Genomic DNA, 24,551 nt, shown 5'->3' on the forward strand with positions numbered 1-24,551 from the left:
CCATCCAGAAAGCGAAGAGCTTCAAGAATGCCGCTATCTTCCACAGCGGTAGTAACAAACTCGCCATCGCCTTCGGTCCAGTAGCCTACCCAGTCGTTGGCCCATTCATTGAGATATTTTCCGTGCCAGAAGGTGCTGGCCGAGAGATTGTCGCCGCGCATAATTTTTGGTGTACCAAGAGCCGCAGGGTAGCCTTTGTACTCTGCCCGCAAATCCTGGGCTGCGGTGTTATCAAACAACTCGACCTGCGCGCTCTGCTCGTATGCCCAAGCGGCCAGATTTTGATTCAGTGCAAAGACCTTGCCGGTGTCGTCGGCCCGCGGTAGTGGATAGGGCTCGCCCGTCATAAAGGGAAAGTAACCGGTCTTCCAATCCTTTGGCATCTCCCGCGCATCTATCTCATGAGCCCAGTCGCCATTAACCACGTAGTTACCCCACACCGCAGAACCCAGGGTGCCATCTGCCGGGTCGATGCCAGCAATGCCGCCAATGATCCAATAGCTGTGAGAGAAGTCGAAACGCTCGTCCAGACCCAGGGCCATGACACTGGCCGCGGCTCGATCCTGAGTCAGGCCCGTAAAGGTGACCAACAAACCTCGGTCGCGATCCACGCAGGCAGCGTGGGTGCTGTAGGGCAGATCAAAGCATTCGTCCAAAGGCTGATTGCCCAGCCCGCGTTCACGCCAGGCCTGAAATTCGCCAGGGGCATCCCCCATGTCTTGACCGACTTCGAAGTTCACCAGAACGGCAACGCGTATTTCGATAGGGGCCTCTTCTGCGCCACTAGTCTGTGCGATCAACAGGCCAGCAATAGCAAAAAAACCCAGGAGGGCGCATGAGAAATTGCGAAAGACCGCGGGCATGGCGAAACACCAACTAGAGAGAACTTGGGTACAGGTTATGCGGTTTAACCTTGAGATGCCAAGGCCGCCATCACGGCTCAGAGGTAACCGGAAGCCTCTCTGTCGACGGGGAAGATTTGTGATTCTGCGCGAGACACGTCGGTAAGAATCGTGCCATCGGGGTTCAGTTCCAGCCAACGAAACCCGGGAGCCTGAGTGTCTACGGCAAAGTCCACTTGCTGCGGAAGAAATTGCACACAGGTTGAGGGGGTACAAAGGAGGCGCAGATCATCACACTTCTGATCCAGCGCTTGATGCACATGGCCCCACAGTACTGCCCGAACATGGGGGTAGCGCGCCAAAATCTCAAAAAATGAGTCCGCATCTGACACTTTCTGCTCATCCAACCAATCACAACCCACAGGAACCGGCTGGTGATGCATGCATATCAAGGTGTGTAAGCCCGCTTCGGAGCTAGACTTGAGGCATTCCTCGAGGCGTTGAAGCTCGGGACGACCCAAGTGGCCACCCACTTCGCCGGGCAGCTGCGAATCAAGCATCACAATCTGCCACGCGCCGACGCGAATTTCGCCTGGAAGGCGCTTGGCACCGCCAACATCGACCATCACATCGCGGAGATCATGATTACCTGGAATCCAAAAGTGCTCCGTCGTGATTTGGTCAAAATAGCCTATGAGCCGCTTGTAGGCATCGCCTGCTCCCGAGTCCGCGAGATCGCCCGTTCCAAGGATAAAATCGGGATCGGGGTATTCCCTCTTTACCAGATCAATCACAGCCTGCAACGAGTAGTCGGTATCCAGACCGAGTAACTTCCCGCCATCGTGCGCCTTTAAGTGAGTGTCGGTGAGCTGCACAACGCGAACGGTTTCGCTGCGCACACTCAGTTGACAGACACTGTTTGGGATATCACTCATGAAAAAATCGCCCCTAGGCGTGTTCTGCCCCGGGCTTTAGAAGACCAGCAACATCTGCCTGTCCGTAGTGCAGGCAGTGCGACAACCAGTCCGCGAGAAATCGGTTTTGTTGGTTCTTTTCGTCCTGCTGGTGCATGGACGGATTAGGGTAGGTATACCGACCCTGGGTCTTTCCAGCGGTTTGAAATCGCACCACTTCAATCATTCCAGCGTCATGATAGGCGCGAGCCTCCATAACAAGAGGGGCTAACCAGTTGGTGCTCGGATCTGTGGTCTGCTCGCTGTCCGCAGCTGCACTACCCATAACTGCACTACCCATAACTGCACTTCCCATAGCTGCACTTCGGTAGCTCTTCAGACAAAAAAGCGTGGTGTAACGACTTCGCTCCAGAATCTCAATGTGCACCTGGGCGCCGTCTACAGAGAAACGTTTGCTGTTGCAGCTCTCGTAATCCGAGAACAAACGCAACAAACGGGCGTAATTAGCCTCGCAAAGGGCATGCAATGCACGCAAATCGACTTTGTAAGAGCCTTTTATCACTGCTTGTACTTTCCCCCGACGTAATTTCGGTACTAATTCAATGCCGAACCAATGCCAAATCAATGCCACGGCCTGAACCAATACCCAAGGATTACACGTATTCCTTTGCAACAGAGCACATGTCGATAAAGAAAATCGATCAAATGCACGTATAACGCGATGGGTCGCGTACATCCGTATAGTCTTGAATCGAGTGTACCACCTAAGATTGTAACCCTGACTAGCTTAGCTTTCGTGACTATTCAGCACTGCGAAGCAGTCGACATTACTGGTAACATTTGCGCGGCTCTAATTCCGCATACCCAAGGATTTCATTATGTATGTCCCCGGCAAGGTCCTCCTCGCCTCTCTGACTCTGGTTGCATCAGCAGTGGCTTCTGCCTCTGCAAGCGCAGAGTCACTGCGTGATATCTACGAACTGGCGCTCGAAAACGACGCTACGCTCAAAGCTCAGCAAGCTCAGTACATGGCAGGCCTGGAAGACGAGAATGCTGCGCTATCGGTACTGCTACCTCAGGTGACCGCTACCGCAGGTACTCAAAACTCGGATACGGATACCACCAGTCCGGGGATTATCGGGTTTGACCCTACCGGCGCGCCCATCATTGGTAATACCTTTGACAACACCGATGTGGATACCGACACGTATCAAGTATCCCTTCAGCAAGCGATTTTCAATCTACCTGCCTGGTTCTCTTTTCAGTCTGGAAAGGAGCTATCAAAGCAGGTCGAAGCGACGTTCGCCGCGAATCAGCAAAATTTGATTGTTCGTGTAGTTCAGGCCTACCTGGCTGTGTTGCGAGCTCAAGACAATCTTCGCGCCTCCGTCGCCCGAGAAGAAGCATTTGGCCGTCAGCTCGAGCAGAATCAGCAACGCTTTGAAGTGGGCCTCATCGCTATCACCGACGTCTACGAATCTCAGGCTGCTTATGATCTTTCTCAGGTAGACCGAATTTCTGACGAGAACTCCGTTGCTGTTGCTCTTGAGAACCTCAGCGTCCTTACAGGCAAACGACACGACACACTGGACGTTCTGGTCGAGTCCTTTGACGTAAACAAGCCCGAGCCTGCGGACCGCAGTGCATGGGTTGAGTTCGCTCTGGCGAACAACTTTAATCTAAAGGCCTCCCAATACGCTGAAGAAGCGGCCCGACAAAACGCCAAAGCTCGGCGACTGGCTCACGCGCCAACGATCAGTGGTTCGGCGCAGTATCTAGAATCTGAGACTGACGGTACGCGTTTTCAGGATCCGGCCGGTATTTTTAACTTCCCGCCAAATTCTGAACGGGACCAGACGGTATGGGGTGTAGAGCTCTCTATGCCCCTCTACACCGGCGGAGCAATAAGCGCAGAACGCCGTCGTGCAGCGCAGCTGTTTAATCAGGCGCGGGAGCAGCGCATTAATCTGACGCGACAAACCGTCACCGATGCCCGGTCTCTACACATGACTGTAGTGAACGATGTGGCTCGAGTTGCCGCGCGAAAGCAGAGCATTCTGTCGTCCAAGAGCGCTTTGGATGCGACCCAAGCGGGCTATGAAGTAGGCACTCGAAACATCGTGGATGTGCTGAATGCGCAGAACACGCTATTTGGTGCGCTCCGTGATTACGCCAACAGTCGCTATGACTATATCGTCAACACGCTGCTACTGAAGGAGCAGGCGGGCCTCCTAAGCCCCGAGGACGTTATAAATCTTGATAGCTATCTCGAAGCAGCAGCGGCGCCCACCAGTTCAGGAATGGCGCCCAAGTAAGTCTTGTAGGCCCTGAAACAAGGCGTCCAGCGCGCCTTGATTGCTTTTAAGGACTTCGAGCGCCGCCGTACCCCGGCGGCGTTTTTCGTTGTCATCTTCGGATAGAAGCTCAAATTGCGCGACAAGCTCTGACTCATCGGCGCAACGCTGAAGGGCGCCTGCTTGTGAAAGCCGCGCAGTAATGTCTTCAAAATTGAACATGGAAGGCCCGCACAGTATCGGCATACCCCATGCCGCGGCCTCAAGAGGATTATGTCCGCCCCGCTCAATAAAACTACCGCCGATTACTCCAAGGTCTGCGACACCAAACAGTGCTGAAAGCTCGCCAAGAGAATCCAGCAAAACCAGATCTGTACTGTGATCGACGGCCTCAGACCGGGATCGACGAGACACCCTCAGCCCATCGCTTTTACAAAGCTCGTAGACCGCCTCGAATCGCTCTGGGTGTCGTGGCGCCAATAGCAGCAGCGCACTGCTCCTAAGTTTGCGAAAAGCAGCGAAAGCGGACAACGCCAACTCATCCTCACCCTCGTGAGTACTGGCAAAAATAATCGCAAACCGCTCAGACAACCCCCACTGTTCGCGAAGGTCTCCAATACGCGCGCGAGTGTCTTCATCAAAGCGAATATCAAACTTCACACTGCCAGTGACCTTAAGACGCGCCGCCTCCATGCCCAGCTGCATGAACCGATCTGCATCCGCAGTATTTTGCACACCCACCCAGTCAAGAGCATCGAGCATGTCCCGAGTGATGCCCGCCACCTTTGCGTAGCCGGCGGCAGACCTGGCAGACAGCCGGGCATTCGCAAGCAGTATCCGACAGCCTGAACGTTGGCTGTAGTGGAGGAGATTAGGCCACAGCTCGGTTTCCATCAAAACCAGTAACCGCGGCCGGGTACGCTTTAGAAAACGCTTAACGGCGCCGGGCGTGTCCCAGGGTGCATAGACATGAAAAACCCTGTCCCCGAACAAGCGACGAACCTGTGCGGACCCCGTGGGCGTGGTGGTGGTAACGATCACACGATGATCGGGATACTCATTGAGAATTCGCTCTACGAGAGGTCCCGCGGCGAGGGTCTCTCCAAGCGACACCGCATGGATCCAAATCCCGGGTCTGTCGTCTACCGGCGGTTCAAAAAAACCAAAACGCTCTGCGAGCCGCTCCCGATAGGCGGGAGCACGACGGGAACGCAGAATCATGCGCAACAGAATGAAAGGTTGCAGCACGATAAACAGCGTACTGTAGGCAATGCGACTCACAGCGGTTGCTCAGACTCAAAGAACAGCTGCAGCATAACGATCAAAGTCAGCGGCGACCACAGCTTGCGACCAGCAGCCGCTATCGGTAGTGTCAGCGCCCCGGTAAAACAGAGTGCGCAACTGTGTCTAAACCCATCGAACTGATCCTGCCTATCGACATAGACGACGTTAAGGGCTTTCTTTCCCATGCGGAAGGAGAGGCCTTATTCCGCTGCGCAAGTACCTTAGCGCAAGGCGCTATAGCTGTAGAAATAGGCAGCTACTGCGGCAAATCGTCGGTTTATCTGGGGCTTGGCTGCAAGGCAACGGGTAGCACACTGTTTGCGGTAGACCATCATCGGGGCTCCGAAGAGCATCAGCCCGGAGAGATGTTCCATGATCCGCAGTTAGTTGACGATACCGGCGCTTTCAGCACCCTCGCGAGCTTTCGCAAAACCATTCGTGCGGCTGATCTCGATGATAGCGTCATACCCGTTTTGAGCAGTTCTGCCCAGTTTGCACGGGCTTGGCAGGGCGAGCTGGGGCTGGTCTTTATCGATGGCGGCCACAGTCTCGATGCCGCATTAATTGATTATCGGAGCTGGGCAGGTTTTATCGCTCAAAAGGGGCTGCTGACGATCCACGACGTGTACCCGGGTTCCGAGGCAGGAGGTCAGGCTCCCATTACGGTGTATCGCCTGGCTATGGCGTCAGGACTGTTCAAAGAAGTCATGTCGGTAGACAGCCTGAGGGTGTTAGAGCGGCTGTAGAGGTCTAGGTCTAGGTCGCGCGCCGGGATAAAGGTGTAGCGGCGGAATCGAGAAGCTCGACGCGAGTAAAAATGTTCGCCGCTGCTGTGTGCTGAGTCAGTGCATCGGCAGCGAGCAGTACAGCGCCCGCCGTCCAGGTGGGCCGCTCATCGGGCCACAACAGGTCTTCTGCAAACTGATAACCCGTCCAGTAATCGCCGGTGTCGCTGCGCCACTGGTGCAGCCAGCTGTATAGCTCGACCGCGCGAGCATGCTCTCCTGCAGCAAGGAGGGCCATCACGAGTTCGCAGGACTCTGCGACGGTCACCCAGGGTTCCTCGACCACGCAACGACAGCCCATACCGTCTTCCACAAACTCATCCCACCGCGCAGCAAGACGCTCCTTGGCTGCTGCGCCACTGATTACGCCGGTCAGCACGGGATAAAACCAATCCATAGAATAGCGGGACTTGCTCTCCCAGGTGCGATCGAAACGCTGGGGCCGATTGCGCAAGGCATCACCGAGGGCGCTCCGGCTCTGGAGCAGCTCGGGACGCTCTTCACCCAGAGTGACCGCAATGTTGTGCGCGCACTCGAGGCTTTTGTAGATCGAGCTGCACCCAGTGACCAAAGCATCAGAACGTGGCGTGCCATCTTCGTCCACGGCCCAGTCTATGTCTCCGTGCTCTGACTGTAAGGACATAACAAAGCTCATGGCTTTATAAACCACCGGCCAGAGCGCTGACAGAAAATCGCGGTTTTCGCTAATCAGGTAGTGATGCCAAACACCCGTAGCGACATAGGCAACAAAGTTTGTCTCTCGCCGCTCGCGATTATCGGGTACGCCGTTTCTATACGCTGCCCACCAACTGCCGTCACTCAGCTGCTGCTCTGCCAGCCAACGGTAGGCACGCTCTGCTGCCTTCCATTCTCCGCCAATAGACAGACCCATGGCCGCTTCCACGTGATCCCAGGGATCAGCATAGTTGCCGGGTGACCAGGGAATTTCCCCATTCGGTAACTGAGCATCGCGGATCGATGCGATGGTCGGCGCGAGAAAGTCCCGGGGAAATAGTCCGGTAGTGAAGTAGGGGCCGCTCACTCGCTGCCCTTGCGAAAATACATAACGACGCTTTTACCAAGAACGGGGTTAAGCATGCGCTCAAGCACACGCGTAAATGCAGGTTGGCTCATCATATCCCAGACCAACAAGCGATGATATTGGCGCACCAGCCAGTTGCTCTCTCGCGACTTCCAGAACAAACACTGCAACCACCAGTAAATGCTGTGTAACGCATGAGCCCCATGTTCGTAATAAACGTTGAAGCCTTGTTTTTCAATCTCGGTGCAGAGATCAGCCTTATCAAAAATACGTAAATGACCGCCTAACACCTGGTGATAATCGCGAGAAAGGCTCCAGCAGATGCGTTCGCACCATGCCCGCGGAACGCTCGCACAAAATCGCCCGCCGGGCTTCAGTACCCGAGAAATCTCAGCTAATGCGCTTCGGTAGTCGGGAATGTGCTCCAGCACTTCGCTGCAGATCACGGCATCGAAACTCGCATCTGCAAAAGGTAGCTTCAGAGCGTCTCCGGCTAGAAGCAAAAACAGCGCGGAATCTTCTGAAGCAGCATCACGAAACTCCGCCATGCGTTCCCGCGCGGTCGCCAGGTCTTTGAGTGATAAATCGACGCCCACGGCATCCACACCATCAAGGGCGCAGGCGGCAATCACATGCCTCCCTTCACCGCAGCCCAGATCCAGAACTCGCTGCCCCGGCTGCATAGGGAAGTAATTGCGATCAAGCGTTTGCATCAGCAATCACCCCTCGGTAATAGCGCACCATCTCTTCACCACACACAGTCCAGCTAAAGGTATCGAGGATGCGCTCTCGCCCCGCCGCAGCCAAACGCGCTCGCTCCGCTTCGTTATCCAAAAGCTTCGCGATCGCTTTCGCCAGAGCTGTGTCGTCAGCATTGGGCACGATCACCCCGGCGTCAGCAACAATCTCAGGGAGGGCACCACCATCGGTCGACACTACGGGCACACCACAAGCCATGGCTTCTCCGGCGGGTAAACCAAAGCCCTCATAAATCGAAGGTATGACCGCCAAGGTAGCTTCGGCGTAATGGCGCACCATCTCTCCGGTGCTGATACCGGAGATAAACCGAACGCGATCACGAATGCGCAGCCGATCCAGTAACTGTTCTGTTTTTCCACCCGGCTGTGGCCGGCCCACGACCAGTAACTCCAGATCGGGATAAGGCTCAAGGAGAGCTGCATAGGCTTTTAGCAAGTAACGCAGTCCCTTCAGCGGTGCATCTGCCGAAGCAGTGGCCATGAGACGATTGCTACGGCGCTGTATTTCCGCGTGAGGGCGAAACACCGCCGTATCGATACCGTTGTAGACCAGATCTATCTGATCGGCGGGCAATCCGAAATCCGTAGCAATGTCCTGACGCGACTGCTCTGACACCGTAATCACATGGCGCAAACGGCGCACCACTTTTCCCTGCATGGTCAGGAACGAGTGCCAGCGGCGCACCAGCAGTCGCTCGTGCCAGCTTCTGGCTGCACGAAGCGCAATTCGCAAATCGTGGGTTATTGGGTGATGGACCGTGGTAACCAGCGGAAAGCCCTCTTTCTGGAGCTTAAGCACCCCGTAACTCAGGCTTTGATTGTCATGGATGAGATCGTAGTGACGACCCTCTTTATGCAGATACTTCCGTACCCGGCGACCGAAGGTATAAGGCTCCGCAAACCCACCCGTTAACTTACTCAGCCACTCAATCATATCGCTCAGCGAAAGCAGGTGGCGTGGCCGAAGAGAACCCAAGCCGTGGGTAAACAAATCCAGACTGGGGATATGAATCAATCGCACGCGAGGGTCGAGTTCCGGGTAGGGCGGCCCCGAAATGACATCCACCTCATGGCCTGCCTCAACCAGAGCCTTGCTCAGGTAATGAAGGTAAATACCTTGGCCCCCACCATGGGGCTGACTGCGATAGCCAAGCAGGGCAATGTGCAAAGGTCCCGACATGGAACTCCGAGGGGATGATGTTTAGTGGGCAGCCGCGCATTGTATACACCGCAGGTCTTGGTACAAGCTGTGATTCAAGTCCCAGCCTTGGGTAAAAGCTGACCCGAAGCACCGTCCGCTACACGACAGGCCCCAAGCTGCGGCGATATACTGATGTCCTATCATCAATCCATGGACGTAAGCTCATGAGTGACACGGCATATAAGGGCATCATTCTTGCCGGCGGTTCAGGCACGCGACTTCACCCCCTTACCAGCACGGTGAGCAAGCAGCTCATGCCGGTTTATGACAAGCCAATGATCTATTACCCCCTGGCTACTCTGATGGAGGCGGGTATTCGCGATGTACTGATAATCACCACGCCACGGGATCAAAGAGCTTTTGCCGATCTTCTTGGAGGCGGTGAGCAGTGGGGAATCAACATCACCTATGCCGTTCAGCCCAGTCCAGATGGCCTCGCTCAGGCTTTTATCCTTGGTGAGGATTTCGTCGGTGACAGCCCGGTCAGCCTGGTCCTGGGCGACAACATTTTTTACGGCGATGGCTTTTCTAAAAGCCTGCGACACGCCGCCGAGCGAAAAAGTGGCGCGTCAGTGTTTGCCTATTATGTGAACGATCCCGAACGTTATGGCGTTGTGGATTTTGACAGTGATGGCGTGGCCAGCAATATCGAAGAGAAGCCCGCCAATCCTCGCTCTCACTATGCAGTCACCGGCCTGTACTTTTACGACAATGACGTCGTAGATATCGCTAAAAATATAAAGCCTTCTCCTCGAGGTGAACTCGAAATCACCGACGTGAATCTCGCCTATCTCAAGCGCGGGGATCTCCATGTCGAGGTTATGAGTCGGGGTACAGCTTGGCTGGACACGGGAACCCATAACTCTCTTCTGGATGCCGCCAATTTTATTCGCGTTGTAGAAGAGCGCCAGGGACTAAAGATCGCCTGCCCCGAAGAAGTGGCTTACCGCATGGGTTACATCGACGCTAATGGTCTTCAGGAGCTCGCAGCGCCTCTGATCAAGAGCGGCTACGGTGAATATCTCATGGGCCTGCTTCGCGAAGAGGGAGCAGTTCGCAATGCAATTTGAAGCGACCAGTCTTCCCGGGGTGTATCTGCTAACGCCTACAGTGTATGGCGACGAACGCGGGTTCTTTATGGAAAGCTGGAACGCCGAAGCTTTTCGGGACGCTGGGTTCGACCTGAACTTTGTTCAGGACAACCACAGTCGCTCTGCACAGGGCATTCTGCGGGGACTACACTACCAAACCACCCATACTCAGGGAAAACTTGTCCGCGTCACCGCAGGCAGCGTGTATGACGTCGCCGTGGATCTTCGCAGAGACTCACCGACGCTGGGGCAGTGGTATGGCGTCACTCTTGATGCCACAAGCCAGCAAATGCTTTGGGTACCCCCAGGCTTTGCCCACGGTTTCTATGTAACTTCTGAGTACGCCGACTTCCAATACAAGTGCACGGACAAATACGACCCGAGCAACGAAGTCAGCATAGCCTGGGATGATCCAAGCCTTGGCATCGATTGGCCTCTGGTCGACGGTAAATCCCCGTCGCTTTCGGCCAAGGACCAAACAGGCTTGGCGTTTGCGGACGCACCGCGGCTTCCCTAGAAGGCGAAAGCCCACGGCACCCCGATGACGGAGCGTCACGGGACACTTAGTGGTCTATGAGCTGAAAAACGAGCTTACCTTCGAGAGCTTCGTTAGTGCCCAACATCTGCGGGACTGGGATCTCAGGCAAAGAATCTACGGCCATCGCCCCGGTTACATGGCTTACCGGTTCTAAACACAGCAGCGGTTTGTCTTTGGGCCTGAACACATGCAGTGCCGTAAACACCGGCTCCGAAGACAGCAGCAGACTCCGATCCCGCCACTCCATGCGCAGGCTGTTTTGCCAACCATCAAAATCACTATCAATACCTGGCTTGGGCAAATGCCCCTTAGCCAGTTCAGTGCATTCCGTAGCACCAGCCATATAAGCAATCGGCAAACATCGATCATCAACGGGTAAGAACGCCTTCGTCGTGGCCTTAACGGCAAGCAAACCGTCAGTGGGAAAGGCGGGATGTAAGCCAAAACCAGCGGGCATTAAACCCGCTCCAAGATGTTTGAGCTTCATAAGAATCCGCAGTTCTTTGGGCGCAAGCATAAAGCTAAGTGAAGCACGGTATCGCCACGGCCAGGAGTCATCACCACCGTCATAGCTGAGCTCAACGGAATCCACTTCCTGGCGGTCCACCGACCAGGGCTTCTGCCAGGCATAGCCGTGAATGGGGTGAACAGACACGTCTGGGCGATTGGCTGGCAACACTTCAGGAGAGGACTTCAGCCTGCCGTCAGCAATGCGGTTGGCAAACGGCATAAGAGGAAAACACGGTGGCGTGCTTATGCTCGATGCAAGAGCGCTGTCGACAAGCCAGTCGCGCCAATGTCCTGCATGTAACGACTGCAGGGACAGAAGCGCCGCACCATTTTCCGGGGCAATCTCTATCCGTATATCCCCATGCTCCAAGCACAGAGCTCCAGTGCGGCCGTCAGATTTTGGATGCTCCTTTATGTAACTAAGCCTGAACCAGAGGCCGCCACCAGGCTTCGTTTGCTAGATACCAATCAATGGTGCGTTCGATACCCGTTTCGAAGGTCTCTGCAGGCGCATAACCGAGCTCGTTCATGATCCGGCTCGCATCAATAGCATAGCGCCAATCGTGTCCCGCACGATCAGTGACAAATCGAATGAGACTATCGGCAGATTCACCGCGGCTTTGGGGAGCGTCGGGATAGTTCTCTCGCAAGCTTGGGTCTGCTGCAAACCTTGCGTCCAGGCGCTCGCACAAGAGATTCACAATCGCCAGATTGTTCCACTCGTTGTTGCCGCCAATGTTGTAGCACTCACCTACCTCGCCTTTACCCAAGACAAGCTCAATGCCGCGGCAGTGATCCTCAACGTAAAGCCAATCTCGGATATTTGTGCCATCGCCGTATACCGGTAACTCCCTCCCCCGCAGAATATTGGTCAGGCAAAGAGGCACCAACTTTTCGGGAAAATGGAAAGGCCCATAGTTGTTTGAGCAATTGCTCGTGCTGACCTGCAAGCCATAGGTGTGCAGATAGGCCCGTACAAGATGGTCTGACGCCGCTTTACTCGCAGAATAAGGCGAGTTGGGCTGGTACTGCTGGGCTTCAAAAAAGCCCGGAGCGTCCGGTGCAAGAGAGCCATAGACTTCGTCCGTGGACACATGATGGAAACGATGGGGTTTTCCGTCCCCATCTAACCAGACTTTTCGGGCTGCCTTTAAAAGACTATGGGTTCCAATAATGTTTGTCTCAATGAATGCATCGGGACCGCTAATGGAACGGTCGACGTGACTCTCCGCAGCGAAGTGCACAACGGTATCTACCGCTTCATCGCGCATCAACTGAGTCACTCGATCTTCATCGCAAATATCCGCGTGGACAAAGCTGAAGTTGTCCTGGGCTTCTATGCTCGCAAGATTAGCTCTGTTCCCCGCGTAGGTAAGTGCATCGTAGGCAATGACGCGATCATCCGGGTGTGCACCCAACCAATAGTGAACGAAGTTGGAGCCGATAAATCCCGCCGCTCCCGTCACTAATAGAGTGTTAGCCATGGTCGGCCTCCTTTAATCGTGAAAGTACAGCACGGAGTTGGCTGCGCCAGTGAGCCGGTGATATGGCAAAATCCTGCCAACTACGTGTTTTGTCCAGCACACTATAAGCAGGACGAGCCGCTGGGGTTGGGTAGTCCACAGTGCGAATAGGATTTACCCCTGCAACCTTCAACAGTAAGCCAAGCGCGAACGCCTCTTCACCTATCGCCAGTGCAAAATCGTACCAGCTACAAACACCCGCATCACTCCAGTGATAGATCCCGTTTAACTCAGGGCGCTCTGCGGCAGCCCACAGTGCATTGGCTAGAGAGTAGGCGTCCGTCGGTGTTCCTACCTGATCCGAAACGACACTGATTTCATCAAGAGAGTCATGAAGTCGCAGCATGGTCCGCATAAAGTTCTGACCGTCATGGGAATACACCCAACCGGTTCGCAAGACCAAAGCATCGGCGCGAGAATGCAGGACAGCTTCCTCGCCCGCCTGCTTACTTTCGCCATACACACCCAGTGGTGCTGTAGTGGCATCTGTCGGATAAGGAGAGCTACTTAAGCCATCAAACACAAAGTCGGTGGAGACATGGAACAGGCGGATACCACGCTCAGCACAGGCTTCTGCCAATACCAGCGGGGCTTCGGCATTCGCTGCAAAGGCAGCCGCGGAGTCTTCTTCTGCACGATCCACAGCAGTGTAGGCGGCTGCATTGATAAGGAGCTGCGGAGCTTCGGCATCCAATACCGAACCTACGGCGGCACGATTGCAGATATCACAGTCGGCTCGGGTGAGAGCACAAACCTTAATCGAGGAGGGCGCCGTGGCGCTAAGCGCAGAGCCAAGCTGCCCCCCTGCGCCGGTTACTAAAACCTTGGTCAACGAACCTTCACTCATCTCGTTCGCCAATGCTGCCAACTAGAGTCATGGCTTAGGCCGCGGCGATATGGGCATCCATCCAATCACCCAGCTCCCCAAGCACTTGAACTTGCTCTGGCTCATTAAAAATCTCGTGGTACAAACCCGGATACAAACGCAGAGTCTTATCTTCGCTACCTACGCTGTCAAAGAAGTTCTGAGATCCGCTCACGGCAGCCATAACATCGCCTTCTCCGTGCATAACCAGCACCGGAAGCGTCACCTCACCACGGCGTTTTTGGAGGTTCTCCATGGCGGAAAACAGCTCAACCAACAGGCGAGCCGTAATCTTGCCGCTATGTACCAAAGGATCCTCCTGGTAGCGTCGCACAACCTCCGCATCCCGACTGACCTCGCTGGCATCCAATTGCAAAGCGCCAAGCTTTGGCACAATCGACGCCAAAACCTTGTTAAGAAAAATCGCAAAACCACTGGGAGGCTCAGGAACCTCAAATGCCGCACCGGAAAAAGCGGCACCGGCAAACTGTGACTGTCGGCCAATAAGGTAGTTTCCGGCAATCAGACCACCCATGCTGTGACCAATAATGAAGCAGGGGACATCTGGGTAGTCAGCAGCTATCTTTTCGCGCAGGGCATCAAGCGCCGGATAAAAGTCTTCAAACTTGTTGATAAAGCAGCGATGCCCTGGCGTCTTGCCGTGCCCCGGATGGTCGGGAGCGAAGCTGGCGATCTTACGCGCAGCCAAGGCCTCGGCAACATGTTGATAACGACCGCTATGTTCCCCGAGACCATGAACAATGAGTGCGACCGCACGAGGAGATTCCACATCCCATCTGCGATAAAAGACACCGTTGGCGTCGCCGCCTTCCAAGCCTAGCTCCTGTACTGCAAGCTCTGTATGTTCGCTCATGGTTCTATCTCTTATTGGTGATGAGCCAGTGGCCTTTCGAAGGGCCGATCAGGCAACGGGGGTTAACCACTCCGCGTTTTGGGGTCGATTCCCGCGAACTGCGTCAAAGTACATTGACTGCATCTGCTCGGTGATAGGTCCACGGCTGCCGCTCCCTATCTCCCGTCCATCTAGCATTCTGATAGGCACGACTTCTGCGGCTGTGCCGGTGAAGAACGCCTCGTCCGCAACATACACTTCGTCGCGAGTAATACGTCGTTCGACAATTTCTAATCCCAGCTCTTTCGCAAAAGCAAAGATCGTTGCCCGGGTGATTCCATCCAAACAGGATGTGAGCTCGGGTGTATGGATCTTTCCTCGACGCACAATAAAGACGTTCTCGCCGCTGCCTTCAGCTACGTAGCCCTCATTGTCCAGAAGGAGCGCCTCTTCAGCACCCGAATCCAAAGCCTCGCGCAGAGCAAGCATGGAATTGATGTAGTTGCCGTTGGCCTTCGCTTTGCACATGGTGATGTTGACGTGGTGACGAGTGTAGGAAGACGTCCGCACTTTTATACCCCGCGCCACGGCCTCAGGATCCATATAGGAAGGCCATTCCCAGGCAGCGACCATCACATGAGTTTTCAGCCCGTCGGCACGCAAACCCATACCTTCAGAGCCATAAAAGCACATGGGCCGCAGATAGGCTTCTTCCAGATCGTTAGCTCGTACCACCGCGCGCTGAGCCTCATTCAGGGTTTCCTTGTCATAAGGCATATCCATCGTGAGAATCTTGGCCGAATTAAAGAGGCGGTCGGTGTGTTCATTCAGCTTAAAAATGCAGCTGCCTCGATCCGGTGTCTTGTAAGCGCGCACGCCTTCAAAAACGCCCAAACCGTAATGCAGTGTATGCGTCAGCACGTGCACCTTGGCCTCGCCCCAGGGAACCATCTCCCCGTCGAGCCAGATAGTGCCCTCGCGTTCCGCAAAATTCATGTTCTTCTCCTAAACTCTCTTTTGTCTATTCTTTATGTTTGCCTGCAGATCCGAGAATATCCTCATCGTCTGCCGGTTTCGTATCTATGCCTTCTTTATCAGCAACCACATCCGCAACTACATCCGCGAAAAGCGACTCCCAGGCAAGCTGTACTGCACTTCGCTCCGTCGCAAACTGCGTTGCCGGCAAACTTCGCGATTGCTGCTGCAGTGCCAACTGGTGCGTAGCACTGCGCAATTCGAGATAGGCCTGAACCAGAGCCTGACATTGTTCCTTCTGCAAATAGCCGCTGAACGCTAGCGCTTCCAGGATTCGGACGTTGTCCGACCAATCAGCCAAGCTTGGTTCTTGTGACGCCCAGGCAAGAACAGCGTATTGCACCACAAATTCGATATCCACGATACCGCCGAAACCCTGCTTGAGATCCAGTTCTGTGTCTTGAGCACCAACCTGGGCATGTTTGCGCATCTTCTCGCGCATGGTCACAACTTCCCGAGCTAGAGCACTCCTATCGCGAGCTTCACAAAGAATTGAGCGGCGCAAGCCCTCGACTTTGTGAGCCAGCGCTTCGTCGCCCGCGACGGGTCGCGCACGAACAAGGGCTTGATGCTCCCAGGTCCAGGCCTCATTTTGCTGGTACTGCTCAAATGCAGCGAGGGTGGAGACCAACATGCCCGATGCGCCCGAAGGACGAAGACGCATGTCAATCTCATACAACTGACCAAGCCCCATGCGCGTTTCAAGGATATGAATCATCTTCTGGCCGAGGCGCATGTAAAAGGTCGCGTTGTCGATGGCTCGGTCGCCGTCGGTGTAGCCGCCACTGCTGGCATCGTAAATGAACACCAGGTCCAAATCAGAGGCATAGCTCAATTCGATACCACCCAGCTTGCCGTAAGCCAGAACGACAAACCCACGCCCCGTCCCTTCTCGTGCAGGTTCGCCGTAGCGCATAGAAAGTTGCGCCCAGGCCAGAGCGAGGACCTGCTCAAGACATACCTCGGCAATAAAACTGAGCTTGTCACTCACTTTCATTAGAGGGAGACGCCCGGACAGCTCACTCGCCGCCACGCGGAGCACCTGCGACGCCTTAAAGTAACGAAGCGCATCCATGTGGCCTTCAAGATCGTCCACCGTCAGCCGAGCAAGCTGTTGGCGCAGTTCGGACTGCAGCACCTCGCGCTCCGGCGCTGTGTAAAGGCTCCCGCGATCCAGCAGCTCGTCCAACAGTGCGGGGCGTGTGACCAACTGCTCCGCAATCCAGGGGCTGGCGCCACAAAGGGTAGCCAGGTCGGCAAGCGCTGGCGGATTTTCAATAAGTAGAAGCAAATAGGCGCTGCGCCGTGCTACGGAACTCACCAAAGGAAGGGCGCGCTCCAGGGCCAGATCCGGGTGCTCGCATTCAGCACAGGCTTCCAACAGGAGCGGCATAAAACGATCAAGACGCTCCCGACCTTCTGCTTGTAGAGTCTGGGTAAGCCGGGACTCAAACAACCCGCGCAGTAATTCCGCAAGACGCTCGGCGTCTTTGAATCCCAGGCTCGTTAACTGTTTAGGGTCACAATTAGCGCTCCACAAACTTTCGCTCTCAGGAGCTGGCGAAGAGTCTTCATCCTCAGCAATCAGGGCAGCAAAGTGTCCGGCGACGCCTTTGCGGTGCCTCTGCAGCTCGCTCAAAAAAACTTCGTAGTCCGGGAATCCCATGCAATGCGCAAGGGCCGCTCGGGCCGTTGCATCTTCAGGGAGTTCTTGTGTCTGGCGATCATCCCAGGCCTGTATGCCATGCTCGACATCACGGAGGAACAGGTAAGCAGCCTGCAGCTCCTTCGCTACGGGCTCGGGCAAACAACCTAGCTCCGCGCACTCAACAAGTACAGGGGATAACTCCCGACGCTGCAGCGACGTATCACGCCCACCGCGGACAAGCTGAAAACACTGGGCGATAAATTCTATCTCCCGAATGCCACCGCTCCCGAGCTTTACGTTGCTCTGCAACCCCCGACGGCGTACCTCAGCTACTATCAACTGCTTCATGGATCGTAGGCTTTCGATTGCGCTGTAGTCCACGTAGCGGCGATAAACAAAAGGCTGCAGGCAATTCATGAGTTCCCGCCTATGGACAACGCTTCCCGTGACCGGTCGCGCCTTGATCAGCGCATAACGCTCCCAGTCTCTCCCCTGCTCCTGATAGTAGGCCTCCAGGGCAGCAAAGCTTTGCACCAGCGAACCGCTTTCGCCGTAAGGTCTTAAACGCATGTCCACCCGAAACACAAAACCCTCTGCAGTCACCGGGTCTAAAAGTGCGATCAGTGCGCGACCCACGCGGGTAAAGAACTCTTCATTGCTGATCGAGCGGGGCTCGCCGTCGGTACTTCCGCCCTCAGGATAGGTAAAGATTAGGTCTATGTCGGATGACAGGTTGAGCTCGTGGGCGCCAAGTTTGCCCATCGCCAGAACCACTAACTCCTGATGCTCACCACTCTGGCTGCCCCGTGGTTGGCCATATTTGGCTTCAAGCTCCGTCGCGCAATGCTTCAGACCCAGCGATATACAGGCATCGGCCAGCCAGGACACATCCCGCGTAGTTTCAAGAGTGGGGGCTAGCCGGTTGAGGTCCCGCCAGATAATGCGCAGCATTTGGCGCTGCCGGAAGCGTCTGAACACGACAGCCGCGTCTTCATCGCTTCGAACAAGAAGCTCAGCCAACTCGGACTCCAAGGCGCCTTCACGTAGTGGTGCTTCGAGATGCCCGGCAGTTGCCATTTGCACGAGTAGCCAAGGCCTCCTGCGCAGACTCTCCGCAACGTAGCGAGACCCGGCAAGTACGGTGTTCAACTGCTCGGCAAATCCCACCCGCTCCAGAAGTGACTCCAAAGCTCGACGCTCGGCGGTCCCCGCGGCCTCAAGAATTTCCGCCCATGCCATCTCCACCGGAGCTCTTAGAATCTCCGGTAACTTCGCTAACTGATTCATAGGCTTACTGACTTATTGCAGGCGCAACCCGCAGTACCTCTTCCACGGTGGTTTCACCGCGGGCAACGCGAGCAGCGCCGCTCACGCGTAAGGACTGCATCCCCTCGCTGAAAGCAATATCTCTAAGGCGAGCAGTGTTAATGTCCTTAACGATCTCTCCCTGAACCGCAGGGCTGTTAACCAGCACCTCATAGATACCCCGTCGGCCCCGATACCCCGTGTCACGGCAGGTTTTACAGCCTACGGCTTCGTAAATTTCAGCCGGTGGAGGAATGTCAAACGGCTGAACAAGCTCTCGCCAACCCTGTACGTCCGTGGGTTTGGCGCGCTTACAGTCGTCGCAGAGAATACGCACAAGCCGCTGGGACATAATCCCCCGGAGCGTCGCCTTTACAAGATAGGCGGGAGCACCAAGCTCTAGAAGCCGAGAGACGGAACTGGGAGAGTCATTGGTGTGCAAGGTGGATAACACCAGGTGACCCGTGAGCGCCGCCTGAATCGCCATATTCGCGGTCTCGAGATCTCGAATCTCACCGATCATAATAATGTCAGGATCCTGGCGCATGAGCGTTCGCACGCCCGTGGAGAAATCCAGATCAATACCGTGATTCACCTGCATTTGATTGAACGCGCCCTCTACCATCTCGATAGGATCTTCGATGGTGCATACATTCACTGACGAGGTAGCAAGCTGACGCAGTGTTGAGTACAGGGTTGTGGTCTTACCCGACCCGGTGGGACCCGTAACCAGCACAATGCCGTTACCCGTACCGGTCATGGCATGCCAGCGGGCAAGGTCATCATCAGCCAATCCCAGAGCTTCAAAACTTTTTTGCAGTACCTCCGGATCGAAGATACGCATGACCAGTTTCTCACCAAAAGCGGTGGGTAGTGTGGACAATCGGAGTTCGACTTCGGTGCCGCCGGGACTGCGAGTCTTTAGACGCCCATCCTGCGGGCGACGCTTTTCGGCGACATCCATGCGTCCAAGAATTTTGATTCGACTGGTAACCGCGGCACAGACCTGTTCAGGCAGCTCGTACACGGTATTGAGAACGCCATCGATTCTAAATCGGACATTCCCCACATTTCGCCGGGGCTCAACGTGAATATCACTGGCACGCTGCTCAAAAGCGTATTGAAGGAGCCAATCCACGATACTGACAATATGTTGGTCGTTCGCGTCGGGCTCGCGCATGGAACCCAGCTCAAGCATCTGCTCCAAATTCCCAATATTGCCCGTCGCACTGCCTTTACCAGCGGCCCTCGCACCGCGCACGGATCCCGCCATGGTGTAAAACTCGGCGGTGTAGCGCACTAGGTCCCGGGGATCTGTAAGCACCCGCCGAATTTGTTTGCGAAGAACCTGCTCAAGATTCGACTGCCATGCGCGCTGATACGGCTCGGCGCTGGCAATAACGACCTCATCGTCCGTTACCGCAACCGCGAGAATGCGATGACGTTCAGCAAAGGCTCGCGACATCACTTCAGAGACTTCGGCCACATTGACCTTGAGAGGGTCAATTTCGACGATTGCTTGCCCACAACGCTCGCTCAACCAGCTGAGCAACGCCGTCATATCCAGCACCTGATCAGGGTTTTCCAGATCTTTGAGCTTCTGCTCGGCAAGAAAAATCAGAGGATGAATAGCCCCCGGAGACAGACCTTGCAGGCGACGGAGATCACCCGCCGCTATGCGGCCGTCTGTAAGCAAACCCTCAAGTAAGGCCTTAAGCGTAAGTAAACCTTCTACGGGCTCACTATTTTCCGGCTTAAGCATGCGAAAAACCCCTGTTTTCACGGCTAATGGCGCTCAGGCATGCTACCACAGCCCGGCACTTTGACCCTCGACTTCACGGCAATAAAGCCGTATTAATAGTAAGGGTAAATTTCATCATTCGGGACAAGACAGATGGCGCAAACAGGCTCTATACTCCGCGACTTCCCGAGACCAGAGATGGCACTTGCATGACAAGTCCTTTGGGCAAGCTATTTGGCAGATCTCCGATCCAGCCAATACAAGAGCACATGCAGCTCGCGCAGGAAACCGTGCAGTTGCTATGCGAACTATTGGCTGCCAGCGCAGACCAGGACTGGAATCGCGTTGCCGAGATCCACAGCGTGATCGATAGCACCACCTCTGACGCGCGCAAGCTACGCAGAGAGATTCGTCAGCAGCTACCCCGGGGACTCCTTCTTGCGATGCCTCGCCCCGACCTCCTGGAGCTGCTGGATATACAGAACCGCATCACCGTGTGTGTGCGAGAAATTGCCAGGCCGGTAGCACTTCGAGGCATGCAGTTCCCCAAGCAGCTGCAAACCATCCTCGACAAGCACTGCAGCCTTCTTGCGGCAACAGCCGGTCAGGCACTTACCGCAATCCGGGAGCTTGATGAGCTGATTACCGAGGGCTTCGGACAGCGCGAGCGGAAAATCATGGAAAAGATGCTGGGATCTCTGGAGAGACAGGTGCGCCGTTGTGATGCACAGCAGCAGCGCCTCGTTCGCCAGCTCGGTAAGACTGAGGATAGTTTCCCGGTCCTTGATGCAGTTTTTTACTACCAGATCGCCACCGCGCTAGCTCAATTGGCTGACGCCTGTGGGGAAGTGGGTGAGCAACTTGAACTCCTTTTGGCACGCTAGTCAGAACTGACGCGACGGATATTCGATCTTGGAAATTATTGCTGCCTACGGCCCCCAATTTCTGGGTCTTGCCTGTATCGCCGGATTCTTCATGGCCTGGGGTATTGGTGCGAATGACGTAGCCAATGCCATGGGAACCTCCGTGGGTTCCGGTGCACTCACTATTCGCCAGGCAATCATGATCGCGATTGTTTTCGAATTCCTGGGCGCCTATCTCGCTGGCGGCGAAGTCACCGAAACGATTCGCAAGGGCATTATTGATCCCAGCTTGCTGGAGGGATCTCCCGAACTTTTGGTTTACGGCATGATGTCGGCGCTGTTCGCCGCCGGCACCTGGCTGCTCATTGCCAGCGTTCGAGGCTGGCCCGTTTCCACTACGCACTCGATCGTAGGCGCGATTGTCGGCTTTGCTGCCGTCGGAATTTCTGTTGAGTCAGTGAATTGGAGCCAGGTCGGCACCATTGCCATGAGCTGGGTGATCTCGCCGGTGCTTGCAGGAACCCTCTCCTTCGCGCTGTTTATGAGCGTAAAGCTGCTCATTCTGGATAACGATGACCCGTTCCTGCGGGCCAAACGGCTTATCCCGGTCTACATGTGGATCGTGGGCTTCATGATCTCCATGGTGACGCTGCTGAAAGGCCTGAAGCATTTGGGGATGGAGCTGGATTTCGGACTGGGATCAAAATTTGCTAACGCCGTGCCACTATCGTTTGGCGTAGGACTGGTGGTAGCGGTATTTGGTGCTATGTTGCTGCGCAGAATCCCCTTTGAAGCCAATGAAGACAACCGTTTTGCCAGTGTTGAGCGGGTGTTTGGCGTGCTGATGATGTTCACGGCCTGCTCCATGGCTTTTGCTCATGGCTCCAACGATGTTGCAAACGCCATTGGGCCTCTCGCCGCGATCACCAGCATCGTTCAATCCGGTGGCGCGGTAAACGCCACTGCCGTCATGCCCGGCTGGATCCTGTTGATCGGCGCTCTGGGCATCGTCGCGGGCCTTACCACCTACGGTTGGAAAGTTATCGCCACCGTAGGCAACAAAATCACCGAGCTGACGCCCTCGCGGGGCTTTGCAGCTACCCTCGCCGCTGCCTCTACGGTGGTTTTCGCCTCTGCGACGGGCTTGCCTATATCCACCACCCACACCCTTGTGGGCGCTGTGCTGGGCGTGGGTCTGGCGCGAGGTATTGCCGCCATCGACCTTCGCGTCATCGGGTCGATCTTCCTAAGCTGGCTAATTACGCTTCCCGCAGGCGCCATTTTGGCGATTATCTTTTTCTTCACGCTCCGCGGGGTATTTGGCTAGTCCTGCAACGCTCGCTACAAACTGTAAACTGTACAAATGTCCCAGCCACAAAGCTCACCCATTTCCTGGTTTCGAAACACTGCGCCCTACATAAACCGGCATCGCGGTTCGACTTTTGTCATCGTTATCCCGGGTGCTGTGCAAGAAAGCGGCGCCTTACCCAGAGTCTTGTATGACGTAGCACTGTTGAACAGTCTGGGTGTGCGGCTTGTGCTGGTCTTTGGTAGCCGACCCCAGATCGATCGTCGTTTGCAAGAGCTTGATATAGACAGCAGCCTGCACCGCGGCCAACGTATTACCGACAGCGACACTCTCCCGCACATACTGCAAGTCATCGGCGCCCAACGCATCGAGCTGGAAGCTTTGTTGTCCCTGAGTCTGCCTAACTCTCCCATGCAGGACGCTAGGTTAAGAGCAGCGTCAGGCAATTTTGTTATGGCTCAACCTATAGGCGTTGTGGACGGTATCGATCACCATCTGACAGGCCGCGTAAGACGCGTCGATGTTGAGGGTATGGCATCACTTCTGGATAGCGGCAGCCTCGTCCTCCTCTCTTCCATTGGTTACTCACCCACTGGAGAAGCGTTTAACTTGAGTCTGGGCGACGTGGCCATTAGTACGGCGAGAGATCTAAAGGCGGACAAGCTCATCATTCTTGGGAGTACCCCCGGCGTTCACGATAGTAATGGCACCTTGATCAAGCAATACGCTGTAGATCAGCAGGAGATCGCGACGCCTAGCAATGAGGAAGAAGCGCGACTGCTTCGTATCGCCTGCGATGCTTGTGTTGCCGGGGTGCCGCGCAGCCATATTGTGAGTTCTCAGGATCCGAACGCTCTGTTAGGCGAACTCTTCACCACCGATGGAAGCGGCACCTTGGTCACCAACCGCCCTTATGAACAGTCTCGCTGGGCCAGCATTCAGGATGTGGGCGGAGTATTAGATCTCATCACGCCTTTGGAAGAATCAGGCGTATTGCTCAAGCGTTCTCGTGATCTTTTGGAATCCGAGATCGGGCAGTTTCGAATTCTTGAACGCGACGGGCGCATCATTGCCTGCGCTGCGCTGTATCCGTTTGCAGAGCACCACAGCGCCGAACTAGCCTGCATAGTGTCGCACCCGGACTATCGCGGAGAACAACGGGCTAGCCGACTATTGCAGGAGCTTGAAAGAGAGGCGTTGGTTCAGGGGCTGACAGAAGTCTTTGTGCTAACCACACAGACGGCGCATTGGTTCCTGGAACAGGGCTTTCAGGAAGACTCGCGAGACAAACTGCCTCCTGCACGCCAAGCCCTTTACAATCTGCAGCGCAATTCGAAAGTATTTTTTAAGACACTCAAACTGGATGCCTAGTCAGGGTCTGTAACAAAGAGACACGATAACGGATGCTAAAGCGTCGCCTTGGGCAGGTCTTTTTCCTGTTCCGTCACCTCACTCGCCAGAAGCTCAAAGTCTTCTCGAAAATCCGCAATCTTTTTCTGTAGGCGATTATTCTGTTTTTCGGTTCGGCTGTTCACCACGTCGACAACAGCTGACTGCACCACGGCGGTATTGTGGTCATAGAGAGCCTCAACGTCGGGATCCAGGTTTTCCTCCCAGTCGCGAACAATTACTCTCACGCGCTCCTGCCATCCCGGCTGGCGCTCCAGTTCTCGGGCAAGCTGGCCCGTCCATGCGCTCCGCTCGCTCAGCCAGACATGATCTGATCGTCGCAGTTCACCCGCGGCAACGCGAAGACGTTCCAACTGCTCGTCATTCAAGCGACCAAGATAATCCTCAAGAGTCTCTTCCAGACTGTCTGCAGCGTCTTCACGCATCTCGTCATCGTCGCGATCTAAATACTTACCTTCGTACTTTTTCTGTTTTTTGGCCATCACAGCAATGAAGTCTTCGATCTGCTCATCGCTGAGCTCTTCACCCAGTGCAAGAAGCTCTTCGAGGGCGGGGTCACGAATACGCCACCATGCCTCCTCGGCTCGATCAGCATAAGCCTGAAGCTGGGCCACGGTGAGATCTGCTTTGAGGTCTTCATCGATTGTGTTCAAGAACTCCACGTAACGCGGCAGCTCTTCCCGTCGATGCCATTCGAGAAGCCCTTCGAGCTGAGCATCAAAAACCTGCGACTGGCTTCG

The 24,551-nt window shown here is 55.2% G+C and carries 22 protein-coding genes; 7 read left to right on the top strand and 15 right to left on the bottom strand.

The window, feature by feature from the left end; all coding sequences use genetic code 11:
- The 3 genes from AB8B76_RS09260 to AB8B76_RS09270 all read right to left on the bottom strand — a co-directional run.
- Positions 1-863 (bottom strand): purine nucleoside permease (locus AB8B76_RS09260; protein ID WP_405271898.1); only part of this gene is annotated, 863 nt, incomplete at its 3' end.
- 77 nt (positions 864-940) lie between these two features.
- On the bottom strand, positions 941-1,777 hold the full coding sequence (gene cpdA, locus AB8B76_RS09265) for a 3',5'-cyclic-AMP phosphodiesterase (protein ID WP_405271899.1): 837 nt from the start codon (positions 1,775-1,777) through the stop codon (positions 941-943).
- Between the two features lie 13 nt (positions 1,778-1,790).
- Positions 1,791-2,318, bottom strand: coding sequence for a DUF1249 domain-containing protein (locus AB8B76_RS09270; RefSeq protein ID WP_405271901.1), 528 nt, complete (start codon positions 2,316-2,318; stop codon positions 1,791-1,793).
- Between the two features lie 316 nt (positions 2,319-2,634).
- Here AB8B76_RS09270 and AB8B76_RS09275 point away from each other — a divergent pair, with 316 nt between their 5' ends.
- Positions 2,635-4,071: a TolC family outer membrane protein gene (locus tag AB8B76_RS09275; RefSeq protein ID WP_405271904.1), complete on the top strand. Its 1,437-nt coding sequence runs from the start codon at positions 2,635-2,637 to the stop codon at positions 4,069-4,071.
- On the opposite strand, the gene waaA is transcribed toward AB8B76_RS09275, so the two are convergent.
- A complete protein-coding gene (gene waaA / locus AB8B76_RS09280) occupies positions 4,051-5,331 on the bottom strand; it encodes a lipid IV(A) 3-deoxy-D-manno-octulosonic acid transferase (protein WP_405271906.1) in 1,281 nt (426 codons plus the stop codon). The two genes, AB8B76_RS09275 and waaA, sit on opposite strands and share 21 nt — an antisense overlap.
- A 122-nt stretch (positions 5,332-5,453) precedes the next feature.
- On the opposite strand from waaA, the gene AB8B76_RS09285 reads away from it, so the two are divergent.
- Positions 5,454-6,080 carry a class I SAM-dependent methyltransferase gene (locus AB8B76_RS09285; protein ID WP_405271908.1) on the top strand — a complete coding sequence of 209 codons (627 nt, stop codon included), beginning with the start codon at positions 5,454-5,456 and terminating at the stop codon, positions 6,078-6,080.
- A gap of 10 nt (positions 6,081-6,090) precedes the next feature.
- Here the strand turns inward: AB8B76_RS09285 and AB8B76_RS09290 are convergent, their stop codons facing one another.
- Genes AB8B76_RS09290 through AB8B76_RS09300 form a run of 3 tightly spaced genes read right to left on the bottom strand, consistent with a single transcriptional unit; the run spans position 6,091 to position 9,099 of the window.
- Positions 6,091-7,161: a prenyltransferase gene (locus tag AB8B76_RS09290; protein ID WP_405271910.1), complete on the bottom strand. Its 1,071-nt coding sequence runs from the start codon at positions 7,159-7,161 to the stop codon at positions 6,091-6,093.
- A complete protein-coding gene (locus tag AB8B76_RS09295; RefSeq protein ID WP_405271912.1) occupies positions 7,158-7,874 on the bottom strand; it encodes a class I SAM-dependent methyltransferase in 717 nt (238 codons plus the stop codon). The genes AB8B76_RS09290 and AB8B76_RS09295 overlap by 4 nt, the downstream gene beginning before the upstream one ends.
- Positions 7,861-9,099 (bottom strand): glycosyltransferase family 4 protein, encoded by a 1,239-nt coding sequence (locus AB8B76_RS09300; RefSeq protein ID WP_405271914.1) that lies wholly within the window; start codon positions 9,097-9,099, stop codon positions 7,861-7,863. The genes AB8B76_RS09295 and AB8B76_RS09300 overlap by 14 nt, the downstream gene beginning before the upstream one ends.
- A gap of 185 nt (positions 9,100-9,284) precedes the next feature.
- Here AB8B76_RS09300 and rfbA point away from each other — a divergent pair, with 185 nt between their 5' ends.
- On the top strand, positions 9,285-10,190 hold the full coding sequence (gene rfbA, locus AB8B76_RS09305; protein ID WP_405271916.1) for a glucose-1-phosphate thymidylyltransferase RfbA: 906 nt from the start codon (positions 9,285-9,287) through the stop codon (positions 10,188-10,190).
- Positions 10,180-10,728: a dTDP-4-dehydrorhamnose 3,5-epimerase gene (rfbC, locus tag AB8B76_RS09310; protein WP_405271918.1), complete on the top strand. Its 549-nt coding sequence runs from the start codon at positions 10,180-10,182 to the stop codon at positions 10,726-10,728. The genes rfbA and rfbC overlap by 11 nt, the downstream gene beginning before the upstream one ends.
- Positions 10,729-10,774: 46 nt before the next feature.
- On the opposite strand, the gene AB8B76_RS09315 is transcribed toward rfbC, so the two are convergent.
- The 7 genes from AB8B76_RS09315 to AB8B76_RS09345 are packed head-to-tail and all read right to left on the bottom strand — an operon-like array spanning position 10,775 to position 20,250.
- Positions 10,775-11,629: an aldose 1-epimerase gene (locus AB8B76_RS09315; RefSeq protein WP_405271919.1), complete on the bottom strand. Its 855-nt coding sequence runs from the start codon at positions 11,627-11,629 to the stop codon at positions 10,775-10,777.
- Between the two features lie 49 nt (positions 11,630-11,678).
- Positions 11,679-12,743: a dTDP-glucose 4,6-dehydratase gene (rfbB, locus tag AB8B76_RS09320; protein WP_405271920.1), complete on the bottom strand. Its 1,065-nt coding sequence runs from the start codon at positions 12,741-12,743 to the stop codon at positions 11,679-11,681.
- Positions 12,736-13,629: a dTDP-4-dehydrorhamnose reductase gene (rfbD, locus tag AB8B76_RS09325; protein ID WP_405271921.1), complete on the bottom strand. Its 894-nt coding sequence runs from the start codon at positions 13,627-13,629 to the stop codon at positions 12,736-12,738. Before rfbD ends, rfbB begins: the two co-directional genes overlap by 8 nt.
- A 34-nt stretch (positions 13,630-13,663) precedes the next feature.
- On the bottom strand, positions 13,664-14,521 hold the full coding sequence (locus tag AB8B76_RS09330; protein WP_405271922.1) for an alpha/beta hydrolase: 858 nt from the start codon (positions 14,519-14,521) through the stop codon (positions 13,664-13,666).
- Positions 14,522-14,569: 48 nt separating this feature from the next.
- Positions 14,570-15,496 carry a branched-chain amino acid transaminase gene (locus AB8B76_RS09335; protein WP_405271924.1) on the bottom strand — a complete coding sequence of 309 codons (927 nt, stop codon included), beginning with the start codon at positions 15,494-15,496 and terminating at the stop codon, positions 14,570-14,572.
- 25 nt (positions 15,497-15,521) lie between these two features.
- Positions 15,522-18,470 carry a bifunctional [glutamate--ammonia ligase]-adenylyl-L-tyrosine phosphorylase/[glutamate--ammonia-ligase] adenylyltransferase gene (gene glnE, locus AB8B76_RS09340; protein ID WP_405271926.1) on the bottom strand — a complete coding sequence of 983 codons (2,949 nt, stop codon included), beginning with the start codon at positions 18,468-18,470 and terminating at the stop codon, positions 15,522-15,524.
- A gap of 4 nt (positions 18,471-18,474) precedes the next feature.
- Complete coding sequence (locus AB8B76_RS09345) at positions 18,475-20,250, bottom strand: GspE/PulE family protein (RefSeq protein ID WP_405271928.1); 1,776 nt, start codon at positions 20,248-20,250, stop codon at positions 18,475-18,477.
- A 188-nt stretch (positions 20,251-20,438) separates the two neighbouring features.
- Here AB8B76_RS09345 and AB8B76_RS09350 point away from each other — a divergent pair, with 188 nt between their 5' ends.
- From AB8B76_RS09350 to argA, 3 genes are read left to right on the top strand one after another with little or no spacing between them, the layout of a single operon-like run.
- Positions 20,439-21,113, top strand: a complete 675-nt coding sequence (locus tag AB8B76_RS09350) for a DUF47 family protein (protein ID WP_405271929.1) — start codon at positions 20,439-20,441, stop codon at positions 21,111-21,113.
- 28 nt (positions 21,114-21,141) lie between these two features.
- Positions 21,142-22,419 (top strand): inorganic phosphate transporter, encoded by a 1,278-nt coding sequence (locus AB8B76_RS09355; RefSeq protein WP_405271930.1) that lies wholly within the window; start codon positions 21,142-21,144, stop codon positions 22,417-22,419.
- Positions 22,420-22,455: 36 nt separating this feature from the next.
- Positions 22,456-23,772 carry an amino-acid N-acetyltransferase gene (gene argA / locus AB8B76_RS09360; protein WP_405271932.1) on the top strand — a complete coding sequence of 439 codons (1,317 nt, stop codon included), beginning with the start codon at positions 22,456-22,458 and terminating at the stop codon, positions 23,770-23,772.
- A 35-nt stretch (positions 23,773-23,807) separates the two neighbouring features.
- Here the strand turns inward: argA and AB8B76_RS09365 are convergent.
- Positions 23,808-24,551: DUF6279 family lipoprotein (locus tag AB8B76_RS09365; protein ID WP_405271934.1), on the bottom strand; the 744-nt coding region annotated here is incomplete at its 5' end.

The sequence above is a fragment of the Congregibacter sp. genome, from assembly GCF_045107095.1.
GTDB lineage: Bacteria > Pseudomonadota > Gammaproteobacteria > Pseudomonadales > Halieaceae > Congregibacter.

Excerpts from the sequence above, each read along its gene's own strand:
- cpdA (WP_405271899.1), bottom strand. The coding sequence starts at position 1,777 with ATGAGTGATATCCCAAACAGTGTCTGTCAACTGAGTGTGCGCAGCGAA.
- AB8B76_RS09275 (WP_405271904.1), top strand. The coding sequence starts at position 2,635 with ATGTATGTCCCCGGCAAGGTCCTCCTCGCCTCTCTGACTCTGGTTGCA.
- AB8B76_RS09295 (WP_405271912.1), bottom strand. The coding sequence starts at position 7,874 with ATGCAAACGCTTGATCGCAATTACTTCCCTATGCAGCCGGGGCAGCGA.
- AB8B76_RS09300 (WP_405271914.1), bottom strand. The coding sequence starts at position 9,099 with ATGTCGGGACCTTTGCACATTGCCCTGCTTGGCTATCGCAGTCAGCCC.
- rfbA (WP_405271916.1), top strand. The coding sequence starts at position 9,285 with ATGAGTGACACGGCATATAAGGGCATCATTCTTGCCGGCGGTTCAGGC.
- rfbC (WP_405271918.1), top strand. The coding sequence starts at position 10,180 with ATGCAATTTGAAGCGACCAGTCTTCCCGGGGTGTATCTGCTAACGCCT.
- rfbB (WP_405271920.1), bottom strand. The coding sequence starts at position 12,743 with ATGGCTAACACTCTATTAGTGACGGGAGCGGCGGGATTTATCGGCTCC.
- rfbD (WP_405271921.1), bottom strand. The coding sequence starts at position 13,629 with ATGAGTGAAGGTTCGTTGACCAAGGTTTTAGTAACCGGCGCAGGGGGG.
- AB8B76_RS09330 (WP_405271922.1), bottom strand. The coding sequence starts at position 14,521 with ATGAGCGAACATACAGAGCTTGCAGTACAGGAGCTAGGCTTGGAAGGC.
- AB8B76_RS09335 (WP_405271924.1), bottom strand. The coding sequence starts at position 15,496 with ATGAATTTTGCGGAACGCGAGGGCACTATCTGGCTCGACGGGGAGATG.
- glnE (WP_405271926.1), bottom strand. The coding sequence starts at position 18,470 with ATGAATCAGTTAGCGAAGTTACCGGAGATTCTAAGAGCTCCGGTGGAG.
- AB8B76_RS09345 (WP_405271928.1), bottom strand. The coding sequence starts at position 20,250 with ATGCTTAAGCCGGAAAATAGTGAGCCCGTAGAAGGTTTACTTACGCTT.
- AB8B76_RS09350 (WP_405271929.1), top strand. The coding sequence starts at position 20,439 with ATGACAAGTCCTTTGGGCAAGCTATTTGGCAGATCTCCGATCCAGCCA.
- argA (WP_405271932.1), top strand. The coding sequence starts at position 22,456 with ATGTCCCAGCCACAAAGCTCACCCATTTCCTGGTTTCGAAACACTGCG.